This window comes from Marinobacter sp. V032, assembly GCF_052645435.1.
Genome location: NZ_JBQXYE010000001.1, coordinates 2,333,389 through 2,348,593, shown reverse-complemented (window position 1 = coordinate 2,348,593; position 15,205 = coordinate 2,333,389). Strand labels below are relative to the sequence as shown.

Genomic DNA, 15,205 nt, shown 5'->3' with positions numbered 1-15,205 from the left:
TTGCTCCGGGGGTTTGCTGATGTTATCGATTATGGCTGAGACACTGGCTCAGCTAACGGATCCAGTGTTTTTCTGAATTGCTGATGACGTTGCAGAACAACGGGATCAACCGGATCGAGCAGTCCTGACGGCTCCATACTCAACGGATCCCGAGAACGGGTTGAAACCGAGGGTGCCTGCCAGGGCAAAATATTAAGCACCCGGGGATAGTCGTCACTGGCCCGCACCGAAATGCCTTCTACTGTCAGGGCAACCGGCTGGGCAACGGGTGCTCCGGCCGACTCACGCGGCTGCGCGTTAGCGTTTGCTTCCTGGGCCACCGCAGGGGTGCCTGTGACCCAAACTGACAGCAAGCATGCCAGTAACAGCCTGTGAAAAACGCGATCGAGCGCAAGGAAATGGCCCGGGGTTCTGGCACTCCGCTGATTTAACAGAATTTGATTCAAACTCATCAGTTAAGGCGCCTCTGCAAGTCAGCAATCCAACCCTTAACCTGTTCGCTGCCGTTTGGCTCCAGGGTCTGATAACGCTGATAGTGCTGCAAGGCTGACGGCAGATCCAGGAGGTAAAGCTCCGACAGGATAGCCAGGTTGTAGTGCAGTTTTGGTGAATCAGGATGCCAGCTCAGCCCCTGATCCAGGTATTCACGGGCCTGCTTGAACTCTCCCTTCGACTGTAACAACAACGCAAGATTATTGGTCGCCATCTCATTGCCTGGATCCGTGTCCAGCGCCTCTTTATTCAATTCAATAGCCTGTTCAACATTGCCGTGCTGTTGTTGCAGCCAGGCCAGCCGCGCCGACACAGCCGCGAGATCAGGGCGCTCAGCCTGCAATGCAGCCAAAATAACAATGGCTTCTTCCGTTTGACCGGAGGAAGCACGCTGGCGCGCTTCGTCATATTGCTTTTGCTGAACCGGGGTCATTGCTGCCGGCTCCGGACGCACCTTAGCCGCGGTAGCAGCCGCAGTTGCTTCAGTTGTTGCATCACCACTTTGCGGTGAAGGCCCCGCCGCGCAACCGGCGAAAACAAGCACCACAAGGCCCATCGCCGCAGCCTTGAGTGCGTCAGCGCAGTGGCCACCAATAAAGCACTTACGACCCCGAATTTGATGCATGCATCACCTCCTCCGTCATGATGCTATTGGCCGAATGCGCGCTGTCGCCGCTCCATGGCATCCAGTGGGATTCACGGCTGTAACGTGCCGGATAGAGCGCCGCCAGCGCATCCATACTCTTCTGAACCCAGTCGTTATAGACTCCGGATGCAATCTGCTGATGATTGGCTGCATGGAGATCGATTGCTTTTTCTTCAAAAGGATAGGCTTGCTCTTCCAGCAGCACGTCGTATTGCGCCAGCTCCAGCTCGGTCAAGTTAGAGGGGCGTTCTGAGGACATCACGTCCCGCGCCAGAACGCGGTAGAGTTCAGCCCGACCAAACAAAGCCTGCGATTTGACCTCACTCCCACCGAGCGACTCTGCCTGCTGATAACGATCCAGCGCTTTCTGCAGTGCAGCTTTTTTTGCAGCCAGAGTCTGGCTCAGTGGCAGCGTAAGCCGGATATCGGCATAACGACTGGATTCATCGGCTGCAAGCACCAACGCTGCTGCTGCAGCCCAGGTCAGCGTTTTATCTGAGTGCCACTCGCTTGCAAGCTCGGTGTCTACCAAAGACTCCAACCGGGGGCTTGGGATATTGACGCCGTCCGCCTCTATCAGCTTTTGGCGTAATGACTGCTGTCGGGCATGTTCCTCAGCTGAAGCCGGGTCGCTGGCCTGATCGAGGTAATCACCGTAAATCATGTTTGCGCGCCCGTTGCTTCCTGCCTGCTCAAGCAAGCCCGCTGCCATAATGCGGGCCGGCCAGGGATCGGCGCTATCAGCCGAGCGCTCCAGAATTTCGTTGGCCGCGAGATCGTATTGGCCCGATGCTTTATAGGCGTATACAAGTTTTTCATCAACATTGTTGGCTTGGGCTTGTTCTGGATAGCGCGATCGAAAATCCTGAAGCTGGTCGATAGCGGGCTGCCAACGCTCTGCTTTTAGAAGCACAACTGACGCCTCAAGCGCCGCCCCTATCGTGAGCCCCTGCTCGCCGCCAACCCCGGCAACCCGCTGGAAATGCCCAACAGCGGCGTCCACCTCATCCTGTTGGGCTGCAGCTTCACCCTGTCGGTATATACTCAACGCGAGTTGTGAACGGATTTCAGCTTCGCGTTCTGGCTTTACGTTCGAATCTGCTTTTACCGATGCAAGCGCCTGTCGATACGCCTGTTCTGATTTATCGTAATGCGACGCGTCAAACTCCGTCTGTCCTATTACCAGCCAGCCTGCCAGCAGTGTTTTGTAGCTTGCTTTCGGGTGTGCGACTGCAGCCTCGGCAAAGCGCTGTGCCCGCGGATTGTCGCCAGCAGTGAGTAGTTGGTTGGCCAGATCCGCCTCGGCAGCGGGCAAACGGCTATCACCAGGGTAGGCCGTGGCGAACCTGTCGAGGGCTGCCACCATCACATCAAGTGGCTCAACGGAACCTGCTTCCGCAACGGATTGACGCGCCGATGCCTGATAAAGAGCAACTGCCGCCCAAGCGGAATCTGCAGCGCCGTCATATCCAGGCTGTTCGTAGCCCGCCTTTTCAAATGCTTCAATGGCCCTTTGTTCTCTGCCTGCCTGAAGCCAGGCATCACCCGCAAGCCGTCGCTGTTCTCCAATTTTTTGAGGCGCTTCGATTCCGCTACTCACATCCGCCAGACGATCATATATGACACCTGCTGATGCGAAGGTGCTGGTTACCTCAGGGGATGGACTACCTGTCGCCTGGGCCTCAGCATATAGGGATGAGCCGACCTGATCGGCCAGGCTGCGCCACTGAGCCTGCTCAGGTTCTGAAAGCCCGCCATAGGTTGCGGGCTGATCGTAGGCCGCCACAAAATCGGTACGCGCCGCTCTTGCTTCGGCAGCAAACCCACCAGCTTCCCAGACCGAAACAATCTGCGCTCTCATTGCGGGCGCCCGCGGATGGGCAGGATTGTTGTCTATAAAATACTGATTGACCTGAACACTGTCGGTATAGCGCTCATTCGCCAGGTAGTAGTCTCCCAACCGGTCGTACAACAAGTAGTCATAGGGCTTGCCCCCTTCCGCGGCAATCATGCGATCAATTGCAGCCGCACCACCGGTACGAGACGCCATCAGGGCGAGAATCCGGAAAGTATCGTTAACCAGTGCCTCAGCTCCCCCATCCAACGCCGTAAAGCCGTCAGATTGAGCGTAGTAGTCATCAAGCACGGTCAGAAAAGTGTGGCTCGCCTGACCAAGCTTATCCTGCTTGTACTGGCTCCAACCTTTCATGTAGATAGCCTTGCCCTGCAGATCAGCTCGGGCATCTGATCCGATAACCTGGGCGTAGGCTTGCTCGGCCTCACTGAAGTGCTCCTCAGAGAAGGCGGATTCCGCAATCCTGAAACGGGCTTCAGGTGCCAGGTTTGATGTCGGGTACAAGCCCACAAGTTGCTTGAGTCGCTGGACGGACTGCTCGTCGTTGCCAATAAAAGCGTAGGCTTTGGCTGTCTGATACAGCAATTCGTCGAGTCTGCCCTGATAACGCCCTGCCTTTACGATCATCTCGTAGCTTTTGAGTGCTTCGCGATAGATGACCTCCTCCTGCTCCGGCGACAGATCAAGCCCTTCACCACCAATGGAATGCAGATTGGTGAGACGGTGCAAAGCGTCAATTCGAACCTCTGGTTCTTCAGACTCCTCAAACAGCCGTTGGTATCGGCGGGCGACTTCCTTCAAAGAGATCGCAGGAAGCGCCTGCGAGGACATTTCAAGGAATACCGGCCGCATTTCACCGATAGTTTTGCCATCCTCTCCAAGATTAATCTGAAAGTTCCCGCCAGACTCCTGCGCACTGGCGCCAGTGGCTATCAGGGCAATCAGGATGGACCTTGCGATCAGTCGCCTCACTGGCTTGCCTCCTGCTTCTGGCCGGTAGCACTGGAGACCGCGAGGTATTCGTATAGGTGGGCGATTTGCTGTTCACTGCGGTCGAGGTGGGCGGTCATGACACGGCTCTGTTCCTGCAGAAATTCAAGCAATGCCGCATCCAGGACCTCTTCACTACGTTGCTTGACTGTTGCCAGTCGCTCCAGTTTTCGGTCTACGTCTTTTTGAGCTGAGTCAACGCGCCCTAGTAGCGATCTGAACCTGTCAGGTGCCGATCGCCGTTCACTTTCGAATTTGTCGTATCCAGATCTTGCTGCAGCAAGAGAACGGGCAATAACGTCCAGATTTTTTTCGTGCTCGCGACGCGCGAGATCATATTGCTCCTGCGCCTGCCATTTCAGCACACCTTCAAGACGTTCAACCCGTGCTGACTCTTCAGCGGTCAGATTCCCCTTGGCTTTTAGCGCACGCACCTGTGCAAGTTTCTTTGCCGTCTCACCGCTTGCGATGGCTGCCCCATCGCCGCTTTCAGCTGCATTCAGCCGTGTGCGCAATGCGGTCTCCCGGTCGGCGAGCACTTCAATTTTCTGGCCGAGCTGCTCGAGGTCGCCTGCCCCCGAGGCACTACTGACCGTGCGCAGCCGGTTTTCCAGCATGCGGCGAAACACGACAAGGTCAGCACTGCGGGACTGTAATTCATGCTCCATAGCATCAAGTGAGGCCACTCGCCGTACGGCTTTCTGGGCGCTGGCGCCCTCCATGAAATGCATAAGGTATGCAAGTCTGGGCTGGGTCAGGGTTTTGCTATCAGCAAGAAACCACTCGACATCTTCCGAGCGGGCCGAGAGCACCATTGAATGGTATCCGCCCTCTTGCCGGATCTGTTTCATCAAAGTATCAAGCGTGACCACTTCGCCCTGAAAGGCCGCTATCGCTGCGAGATAGGCTTCCCCGGCGAGCCCGAGATAACCCGACTCGTCATAACCGCGCCCCATGCCAAGCCACGCCTCGGCTGCCCCGGGAAAACCAAGCGGAAATTTGCGGGCCCGATGCCACGATTGCATGGCAGCGCGATAGTTTTCCTTTTGGGCTTCTGCGAGGCCGTGGAGATAGAGTGCCTGAGGGGTTCGGTATCCTTTGAGGGCGACCTTGTTGAGAAAGCTGATGGCCTTCTCAGGATCGTCACTGCGCAACGCCAGATAACCGGCGGTGATCTGAATTCGCTGAATCAACTCGGTCAGCCCGGCATCCGGATTGTCGTCGAGCATTGATCTGGCCACCCGCAAGGCGATGAGGCTGCGTGCCGTATCCTTATCCTGCCGGGCATAGGCGGTGGCCAGATTGAGATAGCCCAGCGCTGTCCAGTACCCTCCCGTAGAGGCACCGAGCACTTTGCCAGCAAGATCGAATTCACCCGAGGCAATTGCATTTTCCGCCAGCAGGAAACTTGCCTCCTGACCAACGGCACCCTGCTGAGAGCGGTGCAATTGCTTCAACAGCGCCAGTGCCTCGTCCTGTTTGCCGAGTTGACGCTTTTCCTTCGCTAATGTCAGCCGCGCGCTTGCGTTGGCCGGTGTATCGCCCTTGATCCGGGATTCAAGTTCTGTTTCTGATCGCGCAGGGAGCCCCAAATCAGCGTATGCCTGACCCCGAACAAGTCCTGCCTCATCCGACTGCAGCCCATAAACCCAATGCAGTGCATCAGTGGGTTTACCCACCACCAATGCATACTGAGCCAGGCCCACCCTGATCGACTCCGGTTTGTCGCCGGCCAAGATGCCTGCTGATAGCAGAGAGCCCGCAAGTACAAGAGCGAGACGAAAAACAAAGGGAGTGACACCAGACATCAAAGAAGCGCCTATTCCCATTCCTTGATGCGGAAAGCCGGCTCAAACGCCGGCGCCTTGGCATCGAGGATTAATTCGTACTGGGCCTTCTCACCCGTTTTCTGAACGTTGAAGCTCGCATCCTTGCGATAGTAGTGATCGTTGGCGCCCTGACCGTTGAATACGGCATCGATTTTGTGCTCACCGGCAGAAAGATTGCCCAGATACAACTGCTGCACTCCGCCCTGCTTTAATGCCTGACGTTCGCGCTCCGTATAGAGATGGGAAACAGCCGGATGACCATCAATCGACAGCTCGACGGAATCGAGAACAAAGTATTCGCGGGCAGCAAATGAGAGGTAAACAGCCACTTGAGTATTGGCCGGATGAAGAATGTCTTCCTCGAGTTCAAACAGAGAGTGGTTGAGCGCAGCGACTTCACCTTTCAGTTCCGCTATGTCGCTATTCAGGGAATCTGACATCGCCGGAGCCGACAGCACACTGATCAATAATGCACGGAGAAACAGAGCGGACAAACGCATGAAAAGCCTCTTGGTAACCCATGGGGTATAACAACCGCACCCTTCCTGGATACGGCGCCTACACTGAACTGTTTGGCGACAGTTTCGCCCTTGGTAACCGTGTGCAAAGGGCGTGTAAGCAACTGTAAGGAAGACTACCACTGAGCGAAGTGCTGAAACGGTACCCAGATCACCAAATCGAAATTCGAATACCCGTTCCGTCGAGGGGGTTTACACACGAGCGCGCCGCCATCTGCCAATAGATGCTCATATTAAAATAAAAATACGCTACATGACTGTTATTTCGGTAGTTTATTGATCATGGCCGAGAGTCTGCTTTATCTGATATGCGGTGCACTTCTTCAACGAAGACGAAGCCGTTCGATATGCCGAGCTTCGCCGGCGCGCCTCAACCGCGTCGGCCTTTTTATAGGCACCGCCAGTAAAAGCGATAAAGGAATATCGAGAGGTGGGCGCTTATACGCCATTAAGCATTAGCGAAAGTGTCGGCAAAGGAAGGCTTATTCAACAATAGCAGTGCGGCCCGCCACGATCGACGGGCCGAACAATCAGAACATATTACTTACTGAGGTAACGCATCGCGGATTCGAGACCTTCTACGGTCAGCGGGTACATGTGATCTGACGTCAACTGACGCGTCATACCCACCGATCCCCCGGTGCCCCAATAGCTCTCCGGTAAGGGATTCATCCATACCACCTTTCGGAAGTGATCCTGAATACGCTGGAACCAGACGGCACCGGCTTCTTCATTCCAGTGCTCAATGGAGCCCCCGGGATGGGAAATCTCATACGGCGCCATGCTCGCATCGCCGACAAATATCACCTTATAGTCTGGTGTATATTTATGGAGAATATCGAAGGTGCTGGTCGTTTCGTTCATGCGGCGCACGTTGTTCTTCCAAACGCTTTCATAAACAAAATTATGAAAGTAGAAGTACTCCATGTGCTTGAATTCCATCCTGGCCGCTGAGAACAGCTCTTCGCAGACCCGGACGTGTGGGTCCATTGACCCGCCGACATCAAAGAAAATCAGCACTTTTACCGAATTGTGCCGCTCCGGTACCATTTTCAGATCAAGGTAGCCCGCATTGCGTGCAGTCGACCTTATGGTGTCATCCATGTCGAGCTGATCTGCGGCCCCCTGTCGAGCAAATTTACGGAGTCGTCGCAGCGCTACTTTGACATTACGGATACCCAGCGTGATGCTGTCGTCCAGGTCTTTGAATCCACGCTTTTCCCAGACTTTGACTGCCCGACCATGGCGACCGTCTTTTTGCCCGATCCGGAAGCCCTCGGGATTGTAACCATTGGCGCCAAACGGCGAGGTGCCCCCCGTACCGATCTGACGATTACCGCCCTGATGGCGTTCTTTCTGGTTTTCCAGACGGTCCTTGAAGGCTTCAATCAGCTCTTCGAGCCCGCCCAGTGACTCGATCTTGGCTTTGTCTTCCTCGCTCAACTGCCGCTCGAACTCGGCACGCAACCAATCTTCGGGTATCAACTGACTCATCAGTTCATCAAGATTCTCAATGCCTTTGAAGTAGGCATCGAACGCGCGGTCGAATTTGTCGTAATGTCGCTCATCTTTTACCAGGCATAGCCGGGAGAGATAATAAAACTCCTCCATATCGGCAAATGCCAGACGATGCTCCAGCGCATTTACGAGGTCCAGATACTCACGCAGGCTGGCCGGGATTTTCGCCCGGCGCACCTCCATGAAAAAATCAATCAGCATAGTGCCCTCCTCACCTGAAACGTCGAAATCAACTCCGGCGACGTGCCATAAAGGCGAGTTTCTGCAGCAGATGAACATCCTGTTCGTTTTTAACGAGCGCGCCGTAAAGTGGAGGCAAGGCAGATGCAGAATCACGGTCGTGCAGCATTTTTGCCGACAGATCGTCGGCCATCAACAGCTTCAGCCAGTCGACCAGTTCGGATGTGGAGGGTTTCTTTTTCAGGCCCGGCACTTTGCGCACGTCGAAGAAGACTTCAAGAGCATCACGGACAATGTTCTGCTGCACATTGGGGAAGTGAACATCGACAATGCTCTTCATTGTCTCCGCATCCGGGAAGGTGATGTAGTGGAAGAAGCAACGACGCAGGAAAGCATCCGGTAGCTCCTTCTCGTTGTTACTGGTGATCACCACGATCGGGCGCTTCTCGGCCTTAACTTTCTGCTGCGTCTCGTAAACGTAGAACTCCATGCGGTCGAGTTCCAGCAACAAGTCATTGGGGAACTCGATATCAGCTTTGTCGATCTCGTCGATCAGCAGAACGACCTGATCATCAGCTTCAAACGCTTCCCACAGCTTGCCTTTGACAATGTAGTTACCGATATCCTTGACCTTCTCGTCACCGAGCTGCGAATCTCGCAGGCGCGAAACCGCATCGTACTCATACAGGCCTTGCTGAGCCTTGGTCGTAGACTTGATGTGCCAGGTAATCAGGCGCGCTCCCAGACCTTCTGCAAGCTCCTCGGCCAGCATGGTTTTACCGGTGCCCGGCTCACCTTTGATCAGCAATGGACGCTGCAACGTGATCGCAGCGTTTACCGCCATTTGCAGATCTTCGGTGGCTACATACTTGTCGGTACCTGTGAACTTCATCAGTTTCCTATCCTTCTGATCGGGTTAAGTCAGCGTGACGGTCAACTCAATGGAGCACGCTGTTGAAAACAAGGGGCGCCCAGTATACGTAGGTGCCTATCAAGCGCCAAACGTCCGGACCGGATCACCCGAAATAACCAAGGGTGTTCGGCGTATCCTGAACTGCCGGCACCTTAAGCGCCGCCCTTCCTGTCGGCTTCGTCTTCATCAATGGTGTTGTCGCTGTCGGGCGCCTTGTCAGCCGCATCTTTCTCGGCCTCTCCAGGCGTGTCCAGATCCGGCAAATCATCAATATCGGAGAGATCAAACTCCTCAAGCATGAATTCATCTTCCGGTGGCTCTTCGTCAGTGAGCGGTCCGGCATGATCACTATCGAGTTCGGTATCGGGCGGAAAACCATCTTCCTGACTGATATCGAGTTCAGGAATTTCAGGCTCCGCAACTACTTCAGGAGGCTCGCGTTCCGTTTCAGCCAGTGGCTCTGGCTCTGGCTCTGGCTCTGGCTCTGGCTCTGGCTCTGGCGCAACAGTATCCGCCTCTGGTTCCTGTACTTCGTCTTCAGCGACGGGCAGTTCCGGCTCTTCGGGCTCTGGCTCAGGCATCTCGTCTTGCAGTTCCGGCACCTCGGCGTCACTGATGGTGGACTCATCAAGCACGGGCAAGGGCTCCTCGTCTTCCAGCACCGGCTCTTCTTCGCCTTCAGCGTTTGTCATGGCGGCTTCATCCGACGCGTTACTGTCCTTTTTTCGTGCTCGAATAACTGCAAAAACGAGCAGCAGAACCGCCACAGCGCCGCCTACAGCCACCCATATCCATGAAGGAATTGTGTCCAACCACGATGAGGTATCGTCAGACTCACTGACAGCAGCGCTCTCGGGCTGAGCTGGCGCTGCCTCGCTGATATCAATAGGTGGCGCAATTTCCTCCTGGACCTCTTCAACTGGCGGGGCTGTCGATTCTTCCGCTGGCTCTGCCGTCTCAGGCAATGCACTCTCGGGCTCGACGGCAACCGGAGGGGTTTCTTCGGCTTCTGGCTCAATGCTTTCTTCTTCTCTCGCAGCTGACACCGCGGTTTGTAACTCGTCGGTTATTTCCGCTTCATCACTCGGCGTGGCGCTCATTGAGGCATAAGGCGATGCTGCGGCATCTGAGCGGGGAAAAGTGGCAACATAAGGCTGCGGCACGTAGCTCAGACGAGCACCATTTTCAGTTTCTCCCCGGAACCGCAAAGCCACACTGTAGTCACCCTGTCCGGCATCCGGCGTAACGGTGCCGTACCAGCCACCTCGTTCGGCATTGTATTCCAGTGATTCGAACGGCACCTCCGCACCATCAACTTCACTTTTCAGGCTACGCAGCCCTACTTCGGCATTTTCGATGTTCAGTTCCGGGTGCTCCGGGCGCACCAGGATGTCATAGCTTGAGCTATCGCCCTTGCCCTGCCCCTTGATCTCAATACTGACCGGAGGGCGAAGCGCAATGCGGGTAGAGTATTGACGCGAGAAAGTTTTACCGTCGGCGACCAGACTCAGCTCGTAAGTGCCCGGTTGCTTGAGCTTTTTGATGGTATCCCGATAAACGCCGTCATTAGGTGGTGTTTCCTGAGACAGTGGCTTGGATCCTGAGCGACCATCTTCCGTGGCAAGCGTAAGCGATACATCAATGACATTCAGGAATTCAGGATCGGTGATAACCTCTGTTTTTTCGTAAAATGCCGCTTCCACATGCACTGATTGTCCGGTGTAGTAAAATGCCGGCAAGGGGGCAACTGCCATTCTGAGATCACTAACCACGGTTACGCGGCTCTGTTCACCCAGGTCTCCATCGATCTTCCAGTCACCCGATTTCGGTTTGGTTACCGTGATCAGGTCATAGGGGGCTTCATGAACCCACTTCACATTGTCAGGCTTCGATTCAACTTCCAGTACGTCGCCGTCAGGATCGATCAAGCTAAGACTGGCTCCCGGTTCGCTGTGAAAAATCAGCGCAGTGAACTCATCAATGCCTTTATCAACGCGGAAGCCGTTGTCACGAATCGGTAACTCAGGCTGCGGAACCGCTTTGTTCAGCGCCGCCGCAAAAGCCTGATTCAACTCATCCGCCGTCGTCGCCACCGAAAAGCTACCACCGGTTTCGACCGCCATTCGCTCCAGCAGCGCGCTATCAGCCTGATTTGAAAGCGCAATGGTATGGATAGTGCCGCCCCGGCTTTCAATGCGCTTTTTCACCACATCATTGAGGATACGTTTGCGCTCTTTGTCATTCGCGGCACGGTCAGCGGAAACATCAACCACACCATCGGTGAGCACAATAAAGTGGGTGTTATCGAACCGACGATCGCCGAGGAAATCATCACTCGCTGTTTCCAGCGCTTTGCCGATATTTGTACGCAATGCCACAGAGTTGATCTTGTCCGACTGGCTAATTGCCCGTTCGCGCCACTTGTCGTCCACCGTTTCGATGCCGACAAGCATGTTGACGTACTGACCGAAGGTCCAGACACCACTCCGCGAGCCTGCAGGCAACAATCGGGCAAGCATCCGCACAGCAGGCTGACGGAGGTTCGTCGGGTCGCTGTCTTTCATGCTGCCGGAAATATCAACAACGATTCGGACGTCCTGGGATTGGGGTAATTCGGGTGCCTGGCTCTCTGATTCAGGCGCTGCGACAGCGGGCGCGGACTGAAAAAGGAGCGAGAACAACAGGACAGCGGACAACAGGATGTAGGAAGAAATAATGCGGGGGCTTTGGACAGTTATCATAAGTCTCTTCTTGTTGTGGAGCCGCTAAACGCGCTTTTTGACAGCTCCTTGAGCGCACGACTCCACTTTATCGCACGCGTGACCGGAAATCACTTGCGCCCGAAATGGCGGGCGCACAGCCCGTTACATCGGGCCCGGATTTTGGTTTCAGTCCTTTTTCCGGCGCCAGATTCCGACCCGGACAAGATCAAGAATCCACACGATGCCCACCACAGCACCTGCCAGCGCCATATTGGTAAACGCGCGAGTGGCCTCCCCGGCCTCGCCCAGTATCGACTCGTACCCACCATGCAGCCAGGCCGGAATCCACCAGTCGACGGCCTCCGGAGAGGCGACTGGCGTCAGTAATACCACGACCAACACCGCCTGGATCAGAGTGCGCAGACCATAGATGGGCAGCGGCCTGATCGCGCGGGTGATCAGGATAAAAAAGACAACAAATGCGACCACATAAATCGTCCAGAAGATGCCATAGGCCATCTGAGCATCTGCATTCATGCGTGATTCCTGTTTCGATAGTCTATTTCGGGCTCAAAGAACCCAGTGGATAATATGGTCTTCCCAATCCTGCTCATCGACCTGGCTATTGGGCACCGTGCGGTTCCTGACCGATACCTGAGCATCGTGAACCGTTTGCGGATCACCCGATATGAGCGGATGCCAGTCCGGCAAAGGATGTCCCTCGGACAACAACCGGTAAGCACAGGTCCGGGGCAACCAGCCAAAGTCCTGAACGTTATGCGGTGTTAGCACGATACAATTGGGTTCCCGCTGTTTACGTTCCGGATAAACCGTACATTGGCAGCTTCCGCTGTCCATAAACTGGCAGGCAAGGTCGGTGTAGTAAACATCGCCGGTATCTTCATCTTCCAGCTTGGTCAGGCAGCACTTGCCACAGCCGTCACAGAGAGATTCCCATTCAGCAGTCGACATCTCATCGAAACGCTTACGCTGCCAGAAAGGAATCGCCGCAATCATGACGCGTTCGACTTCAGCTTCTGCTTGAACTCGATGATATAGCTGTCCTGTTCTTTCGGCATTTGCAGAAAAAAACCTTGCTCCGCGATAGATTCCAGCACCTGCTTGCCAGTTTGACGGGCCAGTTTTTTCTCGGGCGTCAGCAACAGGTCCATGCTGTGGTGCGGCTTGCCGAATATGTCCCGCAAGACTTCGGGTAGCTCTGACCAGTCCTGGCCACGACGCACATAGACGTAGGTATCCGTTTTTTTGCTACTTCTGAAAACTGAGACAAACTCTCGGGTAATCATGCCTTCAATACCATTGAAATATCGTTAACAAACGGCTGAATCAGTGCGCCACGCCATCCTTCAAGGAAAAAGCGCGACGCGTCTGTGTTTTCGCCCCAGGCTTTCAGGCAGGCTTCAACGCGCTTGCGGGGCGCCAGCAATTCAACTGGCACGTCATTGTCTTCGGCCGCTTTTCGGAACAATCCTTTGACCTGTTTGAACAGAGCCTGCTCATCACGGGTCAGCGGTGGCTCGATTTTATCAGGCTTTACGTCAGACGACCGTCCCGACTCAACCAGCTCAAGCAACGTATCACCATAGCGGCGGACGACCACCGACGGCATTTCATCAATAGCGCCCAGGGCCCCTTTATTTTGCGGCATGCGCTCGGCGATCCCGATCAACACGTTATCGGCCAGAATCCGGCCCCGAGGCCGGTCACGACCTCTGCATTCGTTCTCGCGCCACAATGACAGGTGATAAAGCACAGACTGCTGCTCCTCAGAGAGCTGCCAGCCGCCCCGCAACCGGTGGAAATACATTGAGGGATCCGACTGCTTGCCCAACTCTTCAGCAAAACGCGCCGTTTCCTCGCGCCACGCGTCTTCGAATCCTCGCTCTTTGAGCGCCGCAAGCAGGTATTCATAGGCCGGTTGAAGATAGCGAATATCATCCAGGGCATACTGACACTGCTTGTCTGAGAGCGGCCGTGAAATCCAGTCGGACCGGGTCGCAGACTTATCGAGCGTTTCGTTGAATAACGTTTCTACCAGGCGGGCGTAGCCGAGCGAAAACCCGAGCCCCGCAAGCGAGGCGGCGATCTGCAGATCAAGCATATGCCGGGGCTCAATTCCAAGCCAGTGCCTGAAAAGCTCCAGATCTTCACTCATGGCATACAGTAATTTGGGCCGTTCGGGATCTGCCATCGCGCTCCGGAACCCTTCAGACGCTTCGGCAACAGATGGCTCAACAAGACGAAGATCATCGCCCTGCCCGAGCTGAACCAACCCGGGAATAGGGAAAAACGTGCTGACCCGTTCGAATTCAGTGTCGAGTGCCAGCGGGCTGCTTCTCCCGGCTGACAACCAATCGTTCAGTTCTGCAGGGGATTCCAGCCAACGAGGACTGGCCGAACCGGCCTTGCTAGTCATGCGCACTATCCGTTAGGGAGATGGCGTTGCGTTTCAGTAATGACGCAACCTGACATTAATCTATGAGCGGCTTGCGACCGCGGAATGCGTGGCTCAGGGTAAAGCCGTCGACATAGCCCAGCTCGCCGCCGACCGGGATGCCATGAGCCAGACGCGTAATCAGCACGTTACGCCCATCCAGTCGATCCGCGATGTAGTGTGCCGTCGCCTCGCCCTCAACGGTCGGGTTAGTGGCCAGAATCAGCTCAGATACATTTTCCTGCGTCACTCGACGAAGCAGTTGCTCGATACCGATTTCCTGCGGGCCGATACCGTCAATGGGAGACAAATGCCCCATCAGCACAAAATAACGGCCCTCGTAATAACCTGCCTGTTCGATTGCCAAAAGGTCTGAGGGGCTTTCAACAACGCACAGGATACCGTTCTGACGGTGGTCATCCTCGCAAATATTACAGGTTTCCGTATCTGCAAAGTTCTGACATGAGGTACAGCGCCTTACACCGCTCATCGCTTCTTGCAGCGCAGAAGCGAGTCGATCACCACCGCTACGGCCCCGCTCAAGCAGATGAAATGCCATGCGCTGAGCCGTCTTCTGACCCACTCCAGGCAGGCAGCGCAACGACTCAACCAACTCGTCAACCAATGGGCTAAATGCCATTTAATAATCTCTGAATTACATAATATTCAATAATTTAGAACGGCATCTTAAAGCCAGGAGGGATGCCTAACCCTGAAGCCATGCCGGACATGCGGTCTTTCTGGGCTTCTTCAATGCGGCGCACCGCATCATTCACGGCAGCGGCCAGCAAATCTTCCAGCACGTCCTTTTCTTCGGTCATCAGGGAAGGATCAATATCCACTTTGCGCACATCATGGCGACCGGTCATCACAACCTTCACCAGCCCCGCGCCGGATTCGCCTGTAACCTCCGCTTTTTCAGCTTCGGATTGCGCTTTCTTGAACTCTTCCTGCATCTTCTGGGCCTGTTTCATCAGGTCGCCCATGCCATTCATCATCACGATCACCTCAATAAGGGGGTTACGTCAGACGGAAGCCGCCATCACGGATCCGCTGTCACCTGTCTTTAAAGATTAGGTGAAAATCCTAAATTTCAACCCGGAGCTG

At 55.0% G+C, this 15,205-nt stretch carries 14 protein-coding genes; all 14 read right to left on the bottom strand.

Translation table 11 applies throughout. The features are described from left to right. Window positions 1–29 precede the first annotated feature (29 nt). Window positions 30–452: a hypothetical protein gene (locus ACUN9X_RS10685; protein WP_445473036.1), complete on the bottom strand. Its 423-nt coding sequence runs from the start codon at window positions 450–452 to the stop codon at window positions 30–32. Continuing rightward, window positions 452–1,117: a tetratricopeptide repeat protein gene (locus tag ACUN9X_RS10680; protein WP_445473035.1), complete on the bottom strand. Its 666-nt coding sequence runs from the start codon at window positions 1,115–1,117 to the stop codon at window positions 452–454. The genes ACUN9X_RS10685 and ACUN9X_RS10680 overlap by 1 nt, the downstream gene beginning before the upstream one ends. Further along, complete coding sequence (locus ACUN9X_RS10675; RefSeq protein WP_445473034.1) at window positions 1,095–3,965, bottom strand: tetratricopeptide repeat protein; 2,871 nt, start codon at window positions 3,963–3,965, stop codon at window positions 1,095–1,097. The genes ACUN9X_RS10680 and ACUN9X_RS10675 overlap by 23 nt, the downstream gene beginning before the upstream one ends. Next, window positions 3,962–5,791, bottom strand: coding sequence for a hypothetical protein (locus ACUN9X_RS10670; protein ID WP_445473033.1), 1,830 nt, complete (start codon window positions 5,789–5,791; stop codon window positions 3,962–3,964). Before ACUN9X_RS10670 ends, ACUN9X_RS10675 begins: the two co-directional genes overlap by 4 nt. Before the next feature lie 11 nt (window positions 5,792–5,802). After that, the gene (locus ACUN9X_RS10665; protein ID WP_445473032.1) at window positions 5,803–6,312 is read right to left on the bottom strand and encodes an AraC family transcriptional regulator; all 510 of its coding nucleotides are present in this window, start codon (window positions 6,310–6,312) and stop codon (window positions 5,803–5,805) included. A 558-nt stretch (window positions 6,313–6,870) separates the two neighbouring features. Beyond that, complete coding sequence (locus ACUN9X_RS10660; protein ID WP_260035500.1) at window positions 6,871–8,049, bottom strand: vWA domain-containing protein; 1,179 nt, start codon at window positions 8,047–8,049, stop codon at window positions 6,871–6,873. Window positions 8,050–8,077: 28 nt separating this feature from the next. Beyond that, the gene (locus tag ACUN9X_RS10655; RefSeq protein ID WP_260035498.1) at window positions 8,078–8,920 is read right to left on the bottom strand and encodes an AAA family ATPase; all 843 of its coding nucleotides are present in this window, start codon (window positions 8,918–8,920) and stop codon (window positions 8,078–8,080) included. A 173-nt stretch (window positions 8,921–9,093) separates the two neighbouring features. Further along, window positions 9,094–11,682 (bottom strand): VWA domain-containing protein, encoded by a 2,589-nt coding sequence (locus ACUN9X_RS10650; RefSeq protein WP_445473031.1) that lies wholly within the window; start codon window positions 11,680–11,682, stop codon window positions 9,094–9,096. 147 nt (window positions 11,683–11,829) lie between these two features. Beyond that, complete coding sequence (locus ACUN9X_RS10645) at window positions 11,830–12,180, bottom strand: hypothetical protein (RefSeq protein WP_445473030.1); 351 nt, start codon at window positions 12,178–12,180, stop codon at window positions 11,830–11,832. A 33-nt stretch (window positions 12,181–12,213) separates the two neighbouring features. Then, window positions 12,214–12,660: a YcgN family cysteine cluster protein gene (locus ACUN9X_RS10640; RefSeq protein WP_260035493.1), complete on the bottom strand. Its 447-nt coding sequence runs from the start codon at window positions 12,658–12,660 to the stop codon at window positions 12,214–12,216. Beyond that, on the bottom strand, window positions 12,657–12,950 hold the full coding sequence (locus tag ACUN9X_RS10635; RefSeq protein ID WP_445473029.1) for a YcgL domain-containing protein: 294 nt from the start codon (window positions 12,948–12,950) through the stop codon (window positions 12,657–12,659). Before ACUN9X_RS10635 ends, ACUN9X_RS10640 begins: the two co-directional genes overlap by 4 nt. Continuing rightward, on the bottom strand, window positions 12,947–14,080 hold the full coding sequence (locus tag ACUN9X_RS10630) for a ribonuclease D (RefSeq protein ID WP_445473028.1): 1,134 nt from the start codon (window positions 14,078–14,080) through the stop codon (window positions 12,947–12,949). Before ACUN9X_RS10630 ends, ACUN9X_RS10635 begins: the two co-directional genes overlap by 4 nt. Before the next feature lie 55 nt (window positions 14,081–14,135). Continuing rightward, the gene (gene recR / locus ACUN9X_RS10625; protein ID WP_445473027.1) at window positions 14,136–14,738 is read right to left on the bottom strand and encodes a recombination mediator RecR; all 603 of its coding nucleotides are present in this window, start codon (window positions 14,736–14,738) and stop codon (window positions 14,136–14,138) included. A 34-nt stretch (window positions 14,739–14,772) separates the two neighbouring features. After that, a complete protein-coding gene (locus ACUN9X_RS10620) occupies window positions 14,773–15,096 on the bottom strand; it encodes a YbaB/EbfC family nucleoid-associated protein (RefSeq protein ID WP_260035485.1) in 324 nt (107 codons plus the stop codon). Window positions 15,097–15,205 lie beyond the last annotated feature (109 nt).

Bases quoted from the DNA above. Each gene is read 5' to 3' on its own strand.
- ACUN9X_RS10685 (WP_445473036.1), bottom strand. From the start codon at position 452: ATGAGTTTGAATCAAATTCTGTTAAATCAGCGGAGTGCCAGAACCCCG.
- ACUN9X_RS10680 (WP_445473035.1), bottom strand. From the start codon at position 1,117: ATGCATCAAATTCGGGGTCGTAAGTGCTTTATTGGTGGCCACTGCGCT.
- ACUN9X_RS10670 (WP_445473033.1), bottom strand. From the start codon at position 5,791: ATGTCTGGTGTCACTCCCTTTGTTTTTCGTCTCGCTCTTGTACTTGCG.
- ACUN9X_RS10665 (WP_445473032.1), bottom strand. From the start codon at position 6,312: ATGCGTTTGTCCGCTCTGTTTCTCCGTGCATTATTGATCAGTGTGCTG.
- ACUN9X_RS10660 (WP_260035500.1), bottom strand. From the start codon at position 8,049: ATGCTGATTGATTTTTTCATGGAGGTGCGCCGGGCGAAAATCCCGGCC.
- ACUN9X_RS10655 (WP_260035498.1), bottom strand. From the start codon at position 8,920: ATGAAGTTCACAGGTACCGACAAGTATGTAGCCACCGAAGATCTGCAA.
- ACUN9X_RS10650 (WP_445473031.1), bottom strand. From the start codon at position 11,682: ATGATAACTGTCCAAAGCCCCCGCATTATTTCTTCCTACATCCTGTTG.
- ACUN9X_RS10645 (WP_445473030.1), bottom strand. From the start codon at position 12,180: ATGAATGCAGATGCTCAGATGGCCTATGGCATCTTCTGGACGATTTAT.
- ACUN9X_RS10640 (WP_260035493.1), bottom strand. From the start codon at position 12,660: ATGATTGCGGCGATTCCTTTCTGGCAGCGTAAGCGTTTCGATGAGATG.
- ACUN9X_RS10635 (WP_445473029.1), bottom strand. From the start codon at position 12,950: ATGATTACCCGAGAGTTTGTCTCAGTTTTCAGAAGTAGCAAAAAAACG.
- ACUN9X_RS10630 (WP_445473028.1), bottom strand. From the start codon at position 14,080: ATGACTAGCAAGGCCGGTTCGGCCAGTCCTCGTTGGCTGGAATCCCCT.
- recR (WP_445473027.1), bottom strand. From the start codon at position 14,738: ATGGCATTTAGCCCATTGGTTGACGAGTTGGTTGAGTCGTTGCGCTGC.
- ACUN9X_RS10620 (WP_260035485.1), bottom strand. From the start codon at position 15,096: ATGATGAATGGCATGGGCGACCTGATGAAACAGGCCCAGAAGATGCAG.